The organism is Janthinobacterium foliorum, assembly GCF_978021625.1.
In genome coordinates, this window is sequence record NZ_CDXDQE010000016.1 from 40,275 (window position 1) to 55,737 (window position 15,463).

Annotated in this window: 12 protein-coding genes and 1 other RNA gene; 1 reads left to right on the plus strand and 12 read right to left on the minus strand. The window is 62.7% G+C overall.

Annotated features, from left to right (window positions below):
- Nucleotides 1-7: 7 nt before the first annotated feature.
- From ftsW to rnpB, 10 genes are all read right to left on the minus strand, one after another.
- Nucleotides 8-1,219 (minus strand): putative lipid II flippase FtsW, encoded by a 1,212-nt coding sequence (ftsW, locus tag ACZ92H_RS25725; RefSeq protein WP_131376201.1) that lies wholly within the window; start codon nt 1,217-1,219, stop codon nt 8-10.
- Nucleotides 1,219-2,784 (minus strand): UDP-N-acetylmuramoyl-L-alanine--D-glutamate ligase, encoded by a 1,566-nt coding sequence (murD, locus tag ACZ92H_RS25730; RefSeq protein ID WP_465051490.1) that lies wholly within the window; start codon nt 2,782-2,784, stop codon nt 1,219-1,221. The genes ftsW and murD overlap by 1 nt, the downstream gene beginning before the upstream one ends.
- Nucleotides 2,784-3,959 carry a phospho-N-acetylmuramoyl-pentapeptide-transferase gene (gene mraY / locus ACZ92H_RS25735; RefSeq protein WP_092803429.1) on the minus strand — a complete coding sequence of 392 codons (1,176 nt, stop codon included), beginning with the start codon at nt 3,957-3,959 and terminating at the stop codon, nt 2,784-2,786. Before mraY ends, murD begins: the two co-directional genes overlap by 1 nt.
- 2 nt (nt 3,960-3,961) lie before the next feature.
- Nucleotides 3,962-5,398, minus strand: a complete 1,437-nt coding sequence (locus ACZ92H_RS25740; protein ID WP_465051557.1) for a UDP-N-acetylmuramoyl-tripeptide--D-alanyl-D-alanine ligase — start codon at nt 5,396-5,398, stop codon at nt 3,962-3,964.
- Nucleotides 5,399-5,421: 23 nt separating this feature from the next.
- A complete protein-coding gene (locus ACZ92H_RS25745) occupies nt 5,422-6,930 on the minus strand; it encodes a UDP-N-acetylmuramoyl-L-alanyl-D-glutamate--2,6-diaminopimelate ligase (RefSeq protein WP_465051492.1) in 1,509 nt (502 codons plus the stop codon).
- 8 nt (nt 6,931-6,938) lie between these two features.
- On the minus strand, nt 6,939-8,717 hold the full coding sequence (locus tag ACZ92H_RS25750; protein ID WP_131376210.1) for a peptidoglycan D,D-transpeptidase FtsI family protein: 1,779 nt from the start codon (nt 8,715-8,717) through the stop codon (nt 6,939-6,941).
- Nucleotides 8,717-8,986 carry a cell division protein FtsL gene (gene ftsL / locus ACZ92H_RS25755; protein ID WP_010394930.1) on the minus strand — a complete coding sequence of 90 codons (270 nt, stop codon included), beginning with the start codon at nt 8,984-8,986 and terminating at the stop codon, nt 8,717-8,719. Before ftsL ends, ACZ92H_RS25750 begins: the two co-directional genes overlap by 1 nt.
- The gene (gene rsmH / locus ACZ92H_RS25760) at nt 8,983-9,951 is read right to left on the minus strand and encodes a 16S rRNA (cytosine(1402)-N(4))-methyltransferase RsmH (protein WP_131376213.1); all 969 of its coding nucleotides are present in this window, start codon (nt 9,949-9,951) and stop codon (nt 8,983-8,985) included. Before rsmH ends, ftsL begins: the two co-directional genes overlap by 4 nt.
- 9 nt (nt 9,952-9,960) lie before the next feature.
- On the minus strand, nt 9,961-10,389 hold the full coding sequence (gene mraZ, locus ACZ92H_RS25765; protein WP_086145305.1) for a division/cell wall cluster transcriptional repressor MraZ: 429 nt from the start codon (nt 10,387-10,389) through the stop codon (nt 9,961-9,963).
- 659 nt (nt 10,390-11,048) lie between these two features.
- An RNA gene (rnpB, locus tag ACZ92H_RS25770) (RNase P RNA component class A) lies at nt 11,049-11,408 on the minus strand.
- A gap of 243 nt (nt 11,409-11,651) precedes the next feature.
- Between rnpB and ACZ92H_RS25775 the strand changes: the two genes are divergently transcribed.
- A complete protein-coding gene (locus ACZ92H_RS25775; protein WP_465051493.1) occupies nt 11,652-13,355 on the plus strand; it encodes a thiamine pyrophosphate-binding protein in 1,704 nt (567 codons plus the stop codon).
- Between the two features lie 73 nt (nt 13,356-13,428).
- On the opposite strand, the gene ACZ92H_RS25780 is transcribed toward ACZ92H_RS25775, so the two are convergent.
- Both ACZ92H_RS25780 and ACZ92H_RS25785 read right to left on the minus strand, forming a co-directional pair.
- The gene (locus ACZ92H_RS25780; RefSeq protein WP_465051494.1) at nt 13,429-13,962 is read right to left on the minus strand and encodes a hypothetical protein; all 534 of its coding nucleotides are present in this window, start codon (nt 13,960-13,962) and stop codon (nt 13,429-13,431) included.
- 151 nt (nt 13,963-14,113) lie between these two features.
- Nucleotides 14,114-15,229 (minus strand): porin, encoded by a 1,116-nt coding sequence (locus tag ACZ92H_RS25785; protein ID WP_465051495.1) that lies wholly within the window; start codon nt 15,227-15,229, stop codon nt 14,114-14,116.
- Nucleotides 15,230-15,463 lie beyond the last annotated feature (234 nt).

The window sequence follows — 15,463 nt, forward strand, 5'->3', positions numbered from 1 at the left end:
ACATTAGTCATAGCCGGCCTCCGCGCATCAGGATCCGGTTTTCGTAATCGATGCGCAGCAAAATCGCCAGGCCGATACAGTTAATCAGTACGCCCGTGCCGCCATAGCTCATCAAGGGCAAGGTCAGGCCCTTGGTCGGCAGCAGGCCCAGGTTTACGCCCATGTTGATGAAGGTCTGCACGCCGATCCAGATCGCGATGCCCTTCGCCGTCAGGCCCGCGAACGTCTGGTCGATGGCGATCGCCTGGCGGCCGATATCGAAGGCGCGCTTGATGATCCAGTAGAACAGGCCGATCACGACCAGCACGCCCACCAGGCCCAGCTCCTCGCCGATCACGGCAAGTAAAAAGTCCGTGTGCGCTTCGGGCAGGTAGTGCAGTTTTTCCACGCTGCCGCCCAGGCCCACGCCAAACAGTTCGCCGCGCCCGAAGGCGATCAGCGAGTGCGTCAGCTGATATGCCTTGTTCAGCGCATTGTCTTCCTGCCACGGGTCGAGATACGCAAAAAACCGCTCGCGGCGGAATTTGGACAGGGCGATGATGGTGACGAAGATTGCCGTCAGCATGGCGCCGATGCCGCCGAACCAGATGGCGTTGACGCCACCCAGGAACAGGATGCCCATGGCGATGCAGACGATCACGCCGAAGGCGCCCAGGTCGGGCTCCATCAGCAGCAGCAGGCCGACGAAACTGACGGCCAGCGCCATCGGCATGAAGCCCTTGGTCAGCTTGTGCATGTATTCCTGCTTGCGCACCGTGTAGTCGGCCGCGTACAGCACCATCACCACCTTCATCAGCTCGGACGGCTGCGGACGCAGGCCCGGCAGGTTCAGCCAGCGGCGCCCGCCGTTGACCGACACGCCCAGGCCCGGTATCAGTACCATCACCAGCAGCACCAGGGTGCCGATGAACAGCCACGGGGCGATCTTTTGCCAGGTGGCGATGCGGATGCGGAACACCATCGCGCCGACGATGATCGACACGCCGATGAACAGCGCCTGGCGCACGACAAAATAATTGTTCGTGTAGGCGGCGAACTTGCGCGCATCGGACAGCGAGATCGACGCCGAATACACCATCACCATGCCCAGCAACATGAGCAGCAGCACCACCCACACCAGCGGCTGGTCGTACTCCATCATCTTCGACTGCCGCGCGCGGCCGTCCAGCGGCTTGGCAGCCGAGCCGGAACCGAAGCGGAATGGCAGTTGGAAGGCCATCAGATATCCTGTCCGTTTTCCAGGGCGATGTCGCGCACGGCGTCGACAAACACCTGCGCGCGATGCGCATAGTTCTTGAACATGTCCATGCTGGCGCACGCGGGCGACAGCAGCACCGCGTCACCGGCCAGCGCCAGGCTGCTGGCGCGCTTGACCGCCTCCGGCAAGGTGGCGCAATCGACGATGTCGACGCCGGCCGGCTCCAGCGCCGCGCGCAAGGCGGGCGCATCGCGGCCGATCAGCAGCACGGCGCGCACGTGGCGCGACACGGGTTCGGCCAACGGCGAGAAATCCTGTCCCTTGCCATCGCCGCCGGCGATCAGCACCAGGCGCTGCTCGGCGCCGCCAAAGGCCTTGCCCAGGCCGGACAGGGCCGCGACGGTGGCGCCCACGTTGGTGCCCTTGCTGTCGTCGTAATATTCGACATCGTTGACGGCGGTGATCAGTTCCACCCGGTGCGGTTCGCCCTGGTATTCGCGCAAGCCATGCAGCAGCGGCGCGAACGGCAGGCCGATGGCGCGGCACAGGGCCAGCGCCGCCAGCGCGTTCGCCGCATTATGCTGGCCGCGGATTTTCAGCGCATCGGCCGGCATCAGTTTTTTCGCCATCGTCGGCACCGGTTCCGGCGCCGGATCGTTCTTCCTGCGTTTTTTCTCGATCACTTCTTCGCTGGGCACGGCTTGCGCCAGCCAGAAGATGCCCCGCTCGTTGACGAGGCCAAAACTGTCGACTTCCGCCGGTTCGCCCGTGCCGAAGGTGACGGTCTCGCGCAGGGGATCGGCCATGCGCATGACGGCGGCATCGTCGCGGTTCAGCACGCGCACGGTCTCGTCGCCAAAGATGCGCGCCTTGTCGGCAGCATAGGCGGCCATGTCGCCATGCCAGTCCAGGTGGTCCTGCGACAAGTTCAGCACCGTGGCCGCATCGGCCTGCAGGCTGAAGGTCGTGTGCAGCTGGAAGCTGGACAGCTCCAGTATCCATGCTTGCGGCAAGGTGCTGGCGACGGGTTCCGCCGCGGCCTCGCCTTCTCCTTCTTCCGCGACAGGCTGCGGCGCCGGCTCGGCATCGAGCACTTCGCGCAGCACGTCGAGCGCCGCCGGGCTGATATTGCCGGCCACGCGCGTGGCCAGGCCGGCGCGTTCGCACAGCAGCCCGACCAGGCTGGTGACGGTGGTCTTGCCATTCGTGCCCGTGATGGCGACGACTTTCGGCGCATAGCCGCGCTGCGCCTTCAAGGCGGCCAGCGCTTGCGCGAACAGTTCGATCTCGCCCCACATGGGGATGTGTTTCCCGGCGGCGGCCGGCGCGATTGCAGCCAGTTCACGCTGCGGCGCCAGGCCGGGGCTGACGGCGACAAAGTCCACGCCGTCGAGCAAATCCGCCGTGAAGGCGCCGGCGATGAACTGCGCCTGCGGCACGGCGTCCTGCAGGGCAGCCAGGCGCTCCGGCGCTTCCCGCGTATCGGCCACGCGCACGGCCGCACCGCCGCGTGCCAGCCACAGGGCCATGGCCAGGCCCGACTCCCCGAGGCCCAGTATCAGTGCGGTTTTATCGAGGTACATCATCAGCGCAGCTTCAAGGTGGTCAGGCCGAGCAGCACCAGCATCATGGTGATGATCCAGAAACGCACGACAACCTGCGTCTCTTTCCAGCCTTTTTGTTCAAAATGGTGATGCAGTGGCGCCATCAGGAAGACGCGGCGGCCGGCGCCAAAGCGTTTCTTGGTGTATTTGAACCAGACGACCTGGATGATCACGGACAGCGTTTCGACGACGAAGATGCCGCCCATGATGAACAGGACGATTTCCTGGCGCACGATGACGGCGATGGTGCCCAGTGCGCCGCCCAGCGCCAGCGCGCCCACGTCGCCCATGAAGACCTTGGCGGGATGCGTGTTATACCAGAGGAAGGCCAGGCCGGAACCGGCCAGCGCGCCGCAGAAGATCACCAGCTCGCCGGCGCCCGGAATGTGCGGGATGAACAGGTAGCGCGCATAGGTGGCGTTGCCTGTCAGGTAGGCGAACAGGCCAAGGGCCGTGCCCACCATCACGGTCGGCATGATGGCCAGGCCATCGAGGCCATCCGTGAAGTTGACGGCGTTGCTGGTGCCGACGATGACGCAGTAGGTCAGCGCGATGAAGCCCCACACGCCCAGCGGATAGCTGATGGTCTTGAAGAACGGGACGATCAGGTCGGCCTTCGGCGGCAGGTCCATGGCGAAGCCCGACTGCACCCAGGCGTAGATCAGGTTCCACACGTGGCCCGCGTCCGGTTCCGACACGGAGACGGAAAACGCCAGGTAGAAGGCGGCGACGATGCCGATCAGCGACTGCCAGAAGTATTTTTCGCGCGAGCGCATGCCTTCCGGGTCCTGGTGCACCACCTTGCGATAGTCGTCGGCCCAGCCGACGGCGCCAAAGCCCAGGGTGACGATCAGCACGGGCCAGATGAAGCGGTTCGACAGGTCGGCCCACAGCAAGGTGGAAATGCCGATGGCGATGAGGATCAGCACGCCGCCCATGGTGGGGGTGCCGTGTTTTTTCAGATGCGTTTGCGGGCCGTCCGTGCGCACGGCCTGGCCGACCTTCATGCGGGTCAGCATGCGGATCACGGCGGGACCGGCGCACAAGCCGATCAGGATCGCCGTCAAGGTGGCGAAGACGGCGCGGAATGTGATGAAGTTAAAGACCCGCAGCGGGCCAATGTCGTCCTGGAAATAATGAGCGAGCCAGAGCAGCATGATTAGTGAGCTTCCTTGTTTTTGTTGTTTGAACCAATCAAATGCTGCACGGCCCGTTCCATTTTCATGAAGCGGGAGCCCTTGATTAATACTGTTGCATCCGAACGGCCGGACAAATGCGCATCGAGCGCCGCCAGCAAACCGTCGAACTGTTCGAAATACTCCACGACCGTGCCTGATTCCTGGCTTGCGGCAGCCTGCGCCGGATTGACCAGATGGCGCGCCAGGCCGCCCGTCGCCAGCACGTATTCAATGCCTTTGGCGGCGGCGTAGGCGCCGATCTCTTCGTGGAACTGCTGTCCCTGCGTACCGACTTCACCCATCTCGCCCAGCACCAGGATGCGCGGTGCCCCCGCCTGCGCCAGCACATCGATGGCCGCGCGCGCCGAATCCGGATTGGCGTTATAGGTGTCGTCGATGATGGTGGCGCCATTGCTGGCGCGTTTTTTCTGCAGGCGTCCATTCACGGGAGCAAACGCCTCCAGGCCCTGCTTCACATGCCCGATGGCGATGCCGGCGCCAATCGCGCACGCCACCGCCGCCAGCGCATTGCGCACATTGTGTTCACCGGCCGCCTGCAAGCCGACAAAGAACTGGCGCAGACTACCGTCCTGCGCGCGCACGCTGACGAACATGTCGCTGCCAAAGTCCTCGGCCGCGCGGTGCGTGCAGCTCACGTCCGCTTCTTTCGACAGGCCGAAGGTGATGACGGTGCGCGCGCCGGCCAGTTCGCGCCACAGGGGCGTGAATTCGTCGCCGTGCGGGAAGACGGCCACGCCGCCGTCGCCCAGGGCCGCCAGCGCGGCGCCATTCTCGCGCGCCACCGCTTCCACCGTATGCATGAACTCCTGGTGTTCGCGCTGCGCGTTGTTGACCATTGCCAGCGTCGGCGCGGCAATCGCCGCCAAACGCGCAATTTCTCCCGGATGGTTCATGCCCATCTCGATGACGGCTGCCTTGTGCTCCGCGTGCAGGCGGAACAGGGTCAGGGGCACGCCGATTTCATTATTCAGGTTGCCGCGCGTGGCCAGGCGGCGCTCTTCGCCATAGGCCGCCGCCAGGATGGACGAAATCATCTCCTTGACGGTGGTCTTGCCGTTGCTGCCGGTAACGCCGATGACGGGCAGGCTGAAACGGCTGCGCCAGTAATGGGCGATGCGGCCCAGCGCCACCAGGGTATCGGCCACCACGATGGCCGGTACCTTGGCGCTGTCCCAGCCTTCCGGCAGGCGCTCGACCACCACGGCGGCGACGCCGCTGGCGGCCACCTGCGCCAGGAAATCGTGGGCGTCGAAACTCTCGCCGCGCAGGGCAACGAACAGGGAACCGGCCTGGGCGCTACGGCTGTCGGTGGACACGCCAGCGAACGCGCGGGCAGCATCGCCGGCCAGCTGCGCGCCGTGCAGCGACGGCATCAGTTCGGCCAGGCTTGCGTGCATGATGTGATCAATAAGCTGGTCCATCAGTTCGTCCTCATCATCGTCAGGCGCGCGGACAAAGCCAGCTGCGCATGATCGGCATCGGAGAACGGTAGTTTCTTGCCCTTGATTTCCTGGTATGGCTCATGGCCCTTGCCCGCCAACAGGATCACGTCCGGCTTGGCCGCGTGCTTGATGGCCGACAGGATGGCCGCGGCGCGGTCTTCGATGGCTTGCGGCTGCGGGCCGTCGGCACGCATGCCGGCGATGATCTGCGCGATGATGGCGTGCGGATCTTCGCTGCGCGGATTGTCGCTAGTGACCAGCACGTGGTCGGCCAGTTGCGCGATGGCGCCCATCTGCGGGCGCTTGCCCGGATCGCGATCGCCGCCGCAGCCGAACACGCACCATAGTTCACCGCCGCGTTCCTGCGCCACCTGGCGCAAGGCGGCCAGGGTTTTTTCCAGCGCGTCCGGCGTATGCGCGTAATCGATGACGACCATCGGCGCTTCCTGGCCACCTACCTGCTGCATGCGGCCCGGGGCCGGCTGCAGCGATTCGATGCCGTCGATGGCGGCGCGCAGGCCGGTGCCGTGCGCCAGCAAGGCGCCCAGCACCGCCAGCGCATTGCTGATATTGAAGTGTCCCACCAGCTGCGTCTTGACCAGCGCCACGCCCAGCGGACACTCCAGGTGGAAGTCGGTGCCTGCATTGCGGCTGCGGAACTGGCTGGCGCGCAGCATCAGCACGCCGGGCAGGTCAGGCAAGCTGGCCGCATCCTGCAAGGTATAGCCGATGACGGGATCTTTCCCGGCCAGCTTGCCGTCCACGTGGTGCGCCAGGCGCAGGCCCATGGCGTCGTCGAGATTGATGACGGCCGTTTTCAGGCCCGGCCAGTCGAACAGCTTCACCTTGGCCGCCTCGTAGGCCGCCATGTCGCCGTGATAGTCGAGATGGTCGCGCGTCAGATTGGTAAACATGGCGACGTCGAAATGCATGCCGGCCGCGCGTTCCTGGTCCAGGCCGATCGACGACACTTCGATGGCGACGGCTTGCGCGCCGGCGTCGCGCATGGCGGCCAGTTTGCGCGCCAGCAGCACCGCATCGGGCGTGGTGTAGCCGGTGACGTCGAATTCGATCTCGCCGCGCGGCTTGCACAGGCCAACGCCCAGGGTACCGATGACGGACGCCGTTTCGCCGAGGCGCGCCAGCGCCTGCGCCAGCCACAGCGCGCACGAGGTCTTGCCATTCGTGCCCGTCACGCCGGCGCTGAACATGGCGCTGTCGGGCATGCCGTAGAAAGCGTGGGCGATGGGGCCGGCCACGCGTTTCAGGTCGGCCACGGCCAGCTGCGGCACCGTCCATGCGGCATTCCAGTCGGCGTTGTCGTGGACGATGGCGGCGGCGCCCTGCTCGATGGCGGCGGCGATGAACTGCGTGGCGCCGGCATAGGCGAAAAACACGTCGCCGCGCTGCACGCGGCGCGAATCGGCCGTCAGCTGCCCGGACGGGGCAGCCGCTTTGATCCACAAACAGATTTCTTGTATGGTCATGAGTGACTTCACATGGCCTCCGGGCCGGCATTGGCCGGGACCACGATTTCGGTAACGGAGGAATCGGGCGGTACGTTCATCGCGCGCAGCGCGTTGGTCGCAATCGCCGCGAAAGCGGGAGCGGCAACCTGGCCACCATAGTGGGCCGGGCCGGTCGGTTCATCGATCATCACGGCAATGATGAAGCGCGGCGCCGACATCGGCACCATGCCCACGAAAGAGCCGATGTATTTGCGCGGCATCGCATAGCGGCCGTTTTCAACTTTATACGCGGTACCCGTCTTGCCGCCCACGCGGTAGCCGGCGACCTGGGCGCGCTTGGCCGAGCCGTGCGCGCCGGAGACCACCAGTTCCAGCATGGCGCGCATTTCGGCGGCCGTCTTGGGCTTGATCACTTGCTGGCCCACGGGCAGTTCCGTGACCTTCTGGAACGACAGTGGAATCGTGTCGCCATCGCGGGCGAACATCATGTACGAACGCGCCAGCTGGATCAGCGAGACGGAAATGCCGTTACCGTAACTCATGGTCGCCTGCTCCACCGGGCGCCACGATTTATACGGACGCACGCGGCCGGCGACTGCGCCGGGGAAGCCCCATTTCGGCTGCTGGCCGAAGCCCACCTTGGTAAACATTTCCCACATTTCCTGCGACGGCATGCCCAGCGCGATTTTCGAGGTGCCGATGTTGGACGACATCTCGATGATTTCGGAGACATTGATCACGCCGTGCGGCTTGGTGTCGGTGATCGTGCGGTCGGCGATGGTGTAGCGGCCCGGGCCCGTGTCGATCAGGGTGGTCGGCTTGACCCGGCCCGTGTCGAGCGCCAGCGACACCGTGATCGGCTTCAGGGTCGAACCAGGCTCGAAGGTATCGGTCATGACGCGGTTGCGCAGCTGCTGGCCGGTGAGCTTGCGGCGGTCGTTCGGATCGTAGCTGGGGTAGTTGGCCAGGGCCAGCACTTCGCCCGTGTGCACGTCGAGCACCACGGCGCCGCCGGCCTTGGCATTGAACTTCTCCACCGCTTCCTTCAGCTGCGTGAAGGCGATGTACTGGATCTTGCTGTCGACGGACAGGGTCAGGTCCTTGCCGTCGTGCGGTTCGTGGATGAAGCCGATGTCTTCGACGATGTGGCCCAGGCGGTCCTTGATCACGCGGCGGCTGCCGGTGGTGCCGACGAGGGTTTTCTGCTGCGCCAGCTCCATGCTTTCCTGGCCCACGTCTTCCACGTTGGTGAAACCCACCACGTGGGTCATCACTTCGCCCTGCGGATAAAAGCGCTTGTATTCCTTGCGCTCGTCGATGCCGTCGATGCCCAGTTTGGAAATCTTGTCGGCCACGTCCATCTCGACCTGGCGCTTCAGGTAAACAAAGCTGCGGTCCGAATCGAGCTTCTTGCGCAATTCGTTGACGTTCATTTCCAGCAGACCGGCCAGCGCATTGATTTTTTCCGGCGGCGCCTGCAGCACGTCGTCCGGAATCGCCCAGATGGCTTTCACGGGGACGGACGAGGCCAGCACCTGGCCATTGCGGTCGGTGATCTTGCCGCGCGTGGCCGGCAGTTCCAGCGTGCGCTCATAACGCGCCTTGCCCTGCTTTTGCAAAAACTGCGTCGACACGCCCTGCAGCCACAGGGCGCGCACGCCCAGGCCGGCGAAAGCGAAGAACAGCAGGAACAGCACGACGCGCGAACGCCAGACGGGCAGGCGCACCGCCAGGACAGGGTTCTTCGAGAATGGCACGCCTTTCGACGCCGCCACCCGGCCGTTGCTGTTACCGCCCAGCTTCATTATTCGCCCTCCGTCAGGTATTGGGTACGCGCCGCCGTCAGCGGCGTCATGCTCAGGTCGCGCCGCGCGATGGCTTCGATGCGTTCATGCTTGCCCAGGGTGGACTGGTCCAGCTGCAGCTGCGCCCAGTCGATGTCGAGCTGGCGCGACAGCGCTTGCGCGCGCTCCAGGTCGATCAGCAGGTGGCGCGACTGATACTGCGCGTTCACCAGCGACAGGCCGCAGCACACCAGCAGGGCCGACAGCACGACACACAGCTTGCCAGTCATCGGGGGCCGCCAGCTGGAATGGGCAAACGCTGCGCCACGCGCATCACGGCCGAGCGCGAGCGCGGATTCGCCTCGATCTCGGCATCGGACGGCTTCATCTTCGCAATCAGCTTCATTTCCGGCTGCGGCAAGTCGACGGCGCGGATCGGCAGGCGGCGGTCAGGCTGCTCCACGTTCGCCTTCGAGGCGAAGAAGCGCTTGACCATGCGGTCTTCCAGCGAATGGAAGCTGATCACGGCCATGCGCGCGCCGGGCGCCAGGCAGGCATACGCCTGATTCAGGCCGATCTCGAGATCCTCGAGCTCCTTGTTAATGAAAATGCGTATGGCCTGAAAGGTGCGGGTAGCGGGGTCCTTACCCTTCTCGCGGGTCTTGACGGCGCCTGCCACGATGCTGGCAAGCTGTCGTGTGCTTGAAATTGGCTGGACTGCCCGGCCAGCAACAATCGCCTTTGCAATCTGAAAAGCAAACCGTTCTTCCCCATAATCGCGTATCACTTTCTCTAAATTCTGCTCGGTTTCCACCGCCAGCCATTCGGCCGCGGAGATGCCGCGCGTGGTATCCATGCGCATGTCCAGCGGTCCGTCGTTGCGGAAGCTGAAACCGCGCGCCGCATCGTCGACTTGCGGCGACGAGATGCCCAGGTCGAGCAAGATGCCATCGACCTGCCGCACGCCCCGCTCGGCCAGGCTGGCCGTCATGGTGGCGAAGCTGTCGTGGACGATGTTGAAACGGGGGTCGGCGATCTGTTCGGCCGTGGCGATGGCTTGCAAGTCCTTGTCGAAGCCGATCAGGCGCGCGTCCGGCGCCAGGCGCGACAGGATCAAGCGGCTATGCCCGCCGCGGCCAAACGTGCCGTCGACGTAAATGCCATGCGCGCGGTCGCCCGACAGGTCGAGCGCATCGACCGCTTCATCAAGCAGCACCGTGCGATGCTGAAATTCCGGCACCGTGAGTAGTGTCATTACGGAGCCTTAGAAAGAAAAATTGGAAAGTACATCGGGAGTGCCGGCATCGATCGCCTGCTGTTCTTGTTCGGCCAGTTTCGCGGCATCCCATATTTCAAAGTGGCTGCCCATGCCGATCATCATCACCTCGCGCGACAGCCCCACGGCGTTGCGCAATTCGGGCGAGATCAGCACGCGGCCGGCCGAGTCAAGTTCGACATCGCAAGCGTTGCCGAGGAAGATGCGCTGCCAGGCGCGCGCCGACATGGGCCAGGTGGCGATTTGCTGGCGGTGGCTTTCCCACACGGGACGGGGGAAAAACAGCAGGCAGCCATCGGGGTGTTTGGTCAGGGTCAAGCGGCCTTCGCATTGAATCGCCAGCGCGTCACGATGCTTGGCAGGGATAGACATCCTGCCTTTGGCATCGAGATTGATAGCGGACGCGCCTTGAAACACGGAAGACCTTTTTGAGCTTGGGTTGCGGCACTGTGGTGCCGCGCTGCCAGGGAAAATTTCCCACAAAAATACACTTTTTCACACAGTTGCCCACTTTAGAGTAAGCAAAGATAGTGGTCAAGCGGTTTCCGATTGGCAAAACAGGAATTTTATTAATGAAATTAAGGACTTAGCGCATATCGTTGAAGGAGTCTCAAATAAAAATATATCGATAAATTAGATACTTATGAAAGATAGTGAATGTGGTACCTCATCTGCACACATGTGTTTTCCTACCGTAAACATCGAAAAAGACGAAATCGAAAAATTGAAATTTTTACAGTTAGTTGACACATGACAATAGTTTCGTCGAACGGGCACAACAGTAATTTACCCGAAGGAAAGACTTGGTTTTCGGCAAAAAATTACCGTACAGCACACTCATTTCCGCCATTTTCCGGGGCTGGATTCAGCAGTGAAAACTTATTTTGCAATGCAGCAATTAATTAAAATGGGGAAACTTTAACCAATTGTTCATTTTTAGTTGTATATACAACTTTATCTTAAACGCTATATTTTTAGAAACAAAAAAAGCCCCGTTGCGGGGGCTTTTGGGTGGCACGCAGCGTCAAAAACACGGCGGCCCTGGCGCTTCCTGGCATGCCAGGAAGCTGGAATTCAAGTGAAGCAGGCCGGTAGGCCGGATTTTGTTACGGCGCCTTCCTTGCGGTCGGCGCTATGACAGCCATTCCTCTAGGCGCCAGATTACTCGGGCGCTCAAGCTTTCTACCCGCACGCTCCGCGAGCAGCATCATCGCGTGCCTATTTGAAATTGCACCAGGTGGAGGTTACCGCGTTTCACCGTAACTTAATACGCTCGTCTCTGTGGCCCTATTCCTCGCCTTATACTCCCCCGGCATACAAGTACGCCGGGTCGGCTTTCAGCGGACGGCCGTTAACCGTCACCCCGCTCTATGGAGTCCGGACCTTCCTCCCGCCAGCGCATTGCTGCGCCGGCCAGCGACTGTCTGGCCTGCTTCACCCGCCATTGTACCGCGCCGCAGCATGTTTCTGCAAAAGGCCTGTGCAGGCGTGGCGCCGCCCGCCCGGCGCCCTCGCCGGGTCCCACCCCGGGGGATTGTGTAATTCGGTGTCGCCATTTCAAAAGCCGGGCCAAATCGGCTCACATAGAATGGCGCAAGCTGCGCGCATCCCGATGCGGCGCATGCGCACCGTTTGCCCGATTTTTCTTTGCCATTCAACTAGAACATAAAGAGCCGAACATGACGCAACAATCCCGTACCGGTGGCCAGATCCTGGTCGATGCCCTGCAGATCCACGGTGTCGACACCGCCTTTGGCGTGCCCGGCGAAAGCTACCTCGACGTGCTCGACGCCCTGCACGACTCGGGCATCCGCTTCATCATCAACCGCCAGGAAGGCGGCGCCGCCTTCATGGCCGAAGCCTATGGCAAGCTGACGGGCAAGCCGGGCATCTGTTTCGTCACGCGGGGGCCGGGCGCCACCAACGCCTCGATCGGCGTGCATACGGCTTACCAGGATTCCACGCCGATGATTTTGTTCATCGGCCAGGTGGGCAACGATTTCGTCGACCGCGAAGCGTTCCAGGAAATCGACTACCGCCGCATGTATGGCCAGATGGCCAAGTGGGTGGCGCAGATCGACCGCGCCGAGCGCATCCCCGAATACCTGGCGCGCGCCTTTCAGGTAGCCACCAGCGGCCGCCCCGGCCCCGTCGTGCTGGCCTTGCCGGAAGACATGCTCATTTCGCTGGCCACCGTGGCCGATACGCGCGCCTACCAGCCCGTGCAGGCGGCGCCATCCGACGCCCAGCTGCAGCAGTTGCGCGGCATGCTGGCGCAGGCGCAGCGCCCGCTGGTGCTGCTGGGCGGCGCCACCTGGACGCCGCAAGCGTGCGCCGACCTGCAGCAATTCGCGGAAAACAACCACCTGCCCGTCGCCTGCGCCTTCCGCTTCCAGGATTTGCTCGACAATGCCCACCCGAACTACATCGGCGACGTGGGCATCGGCATCAACCCGAAACTGGCCGCGCGCGTCAAGGAAGCCGACCTGGTCATCGCCATCGGCCCCCGCCTGGGCGAAATGACGACGGGCGGCTACACCCTGTTCGACTCGCCCGTGCCGCGCCAGCGCCTCGTGCATATCCATACGGATGCCGAGGAGCTGGGCAGCGTTTACCAGGCCGAACTGATGATCAACAGCGGCATGCCGCAAGCGTGCGCCATGCTGGCAGCCATGGAGTCCGTCGACGCCGCCGCCTGGCAGCACACGCCGGCGGAAGCGAAGGCCGAGCTGGCAGCCTACCAGCAGCGCCCGCCCATCTTCCAGGATGGCCAGGCGCCGCTGGACCTGTGGCAAGTGACGCAGGAAATCATGGCGCAGGCACCTCTTGATACCATCCTGACGAACGGTGCCGGCAACTACGCGTCGTGGGCGCACCGTTTCTACCGCTATGGCGGCATGCGCACGCAGCTGGCGCCGACGAACGGCGCCATGGGCTACGGCGTGCCGTCCGGCGTGGCGGCGAAGATCGTGCATCCGGAGCGCACCGTGATCACCTTTGCCGGCGATGGCGAATACATGATGAACGGCCAGGAACTGGCGACAGCCGTGCAATACCAGGCGGGCGTGGTCATCATCGTCTTCAACAACCAGATGTTCGGCACCATCCGCATGCACCAGGAGCGCGACTACCCGGGCCGCGTGTCGGGCACGACCTTGCACAATCCGGATTTTGCGGCACTGGCGCAAGCGTATGGCGCGCAAGGCGAAGTGGTGAATGCGACGAAAGAGTTCGCTCCTGCCCTGCAGCGGGCCTTGGCGCACGCGAAAACGCACAACTTGCCGGCCTTGATCGAGCTACGCTACGACGGCAACCTGATCACGCCGAACGCGACGCTGGCCACCATCCGCGCCACGGCGGAAAAGGCGCAAGCGGCGAAGTAAGCCCCATTCGACGCTGACAATGCAAAGGCCCGGTCGATACCGGGCCTTTTTCATATCCATACAGCAACAACATTCAGGCGGCAGGCGCCTCGGTGCTGTCCTGCGCCGGCGCCGGTGTTTCCGGCATGGCCGGGCATGGCGTGCAGGTTTTCAAGGCACGGCCAAAATCGCGCACGCGGCTCAGTTTCATCGGCATGCGCACGTTGCCGCCGCAGTAGTCGCCTTCCAGAGTGAGGGTTTGCCCATCCTTGGAAAACTTGCCGGCGATGGTGCGCTCTTCACTGTCGGCACCGGCGATGGTGAAGTCGAAGGCGCCCGTGGCGTCGTCCAGGTTGACGTCATTGGCCACGATGGGCCAGCTCAGGGCTCCGGCCGTGAACTCATAGATGACCGAATCGGCCTCGGCAAAGCGGTGCAGGGTCACGCGCTGGCCGCCGATCTCGCCGCTGTCCTTTTGCAGGCACAGGTCGGAGTAGACGGCCACGCCATAGCGCTCCAGGCCCGCAGGTTTCTTGGCCTTGGCCGCGGCGGCAGCGGCGCCCGTCGCGCCCGCCAGCAGCAGGGCGGCCAGCATGGCGGCCAGGCGCGGCGATTTCAATGCATACATGGCATTCCTTTACTTTAGTAACAGCAACATTATAACTGCTGCCGCCCATGCAAAAACGCGCCGCCAGGACTAGCCTGGAGACGCGTTTCTTTGCTTTAAGACATCCCCGAAGGGATGTCTGCAGCGGTACTAAGCTTCGCTTGCGCGAATATTAGAACGAGTGACGAACACCAACGTTGAAGGCTTTGTCGCCCGAACCAACGTTGCTGTTGTTACCAACGGTGTAGACTGCGCCGTTTTTGTTCTTGATCTTGGCGTACGAAGCGTAGGTGCTCGTGCGCTTCGACAGAGCGTAGGAGTAACCCAGTGCCCATTGATCAGCATCAGCGTTAGCAACGCCTTTGTCGTTGGTTTTGATGTACGAAGCCATCACGGTGCCAGCTGGACCAACTGGTACGGTCGCGCCGATCAGCAGGTTGGCGCTGTCGATGCTAGGAGCAGCTGCGCGGTAGCCGTAGGCGTTCAGGCTGTCTTTGTTGACGTAAGCTTGACCATTGGCGGCGAAGTTGGTGTTGCTCAGGCCCGAGTTGTACGTTGCGCTGTTGTTGCCTTTGTTCACGCCGTAAGCGATGTAAGCTTTAGCAACTGCGAAGTCGTAGTTAGCTGCAGCCAACCAGTTACGAGCGCTACCGGCTTCGGTCGTTGCTGTGTCGTTGCTGGTGGTGTTGTAAGCCAGACGTGCGTTCAGAGGACCGTTCGAGTAGCCAGCCGACGCGCCGATTTGACGGCCGATTTTGTTCGAATCAGCGTTTTCGCCGAAGGTGTAAGCCACGTCAGCGTCAAAACCGTTGAAGTTTGGCGAGGTGTACAGCACGGTGTTGCTGGTGCGGGTGTTCGCTGGGAACAGGTTCTTTGCGGAACCAGCATAGCCAACTGCGAATGGATCAGCAACTTTCGACAGGGTGTTGTACCAAGGCGTGTATTGACGACCCAGGGTCAGGGTACCGGTCGTTTTGCTGCTCAGACCAACGTACGATTGACGGCCGAACAGGGATTCGTTTTTACCTTGCGCGCCGGTGTCAACGCCGAAACCCGATTCCAGAACGAACAGAGCCGACAGGCCGCTGCCCAGATCTTCGGTGCCTTTGAAACCAATACGGGAAGCCGAAGCAACGCCGCTGTCCACTTTATTGGTGGTGCCGGCTGCGCCGCCGCGCTCGCTGACGAAACCAGCGTCAACGGTACCGTAGATAACAACGCTCGATTGAGCTTGGGCTACGCCAGTGGCTGCTGCCAGGACTGCCAGGGTGATCAGAGTTTTTTTCATTGCGATTTCCTTTAATTTTTGAAGCAAAAAGTAATACAGCCTATGCATCTCGAGCTGCGCTCTAACAGAGCGCTTTTTATGAGTGAGGGCAAGGTCTCCACCTGCCACATTGCTGTTCCGGTCAGGGGAACAGTCATATCGGTATCGGCACGCTATTGCACCGATAAGCTTGAAGGCTGCATAACGACCGTATTTTCGTGCGCCGTTTCGGGTGCTCAAAGGGCACCGGAAGCG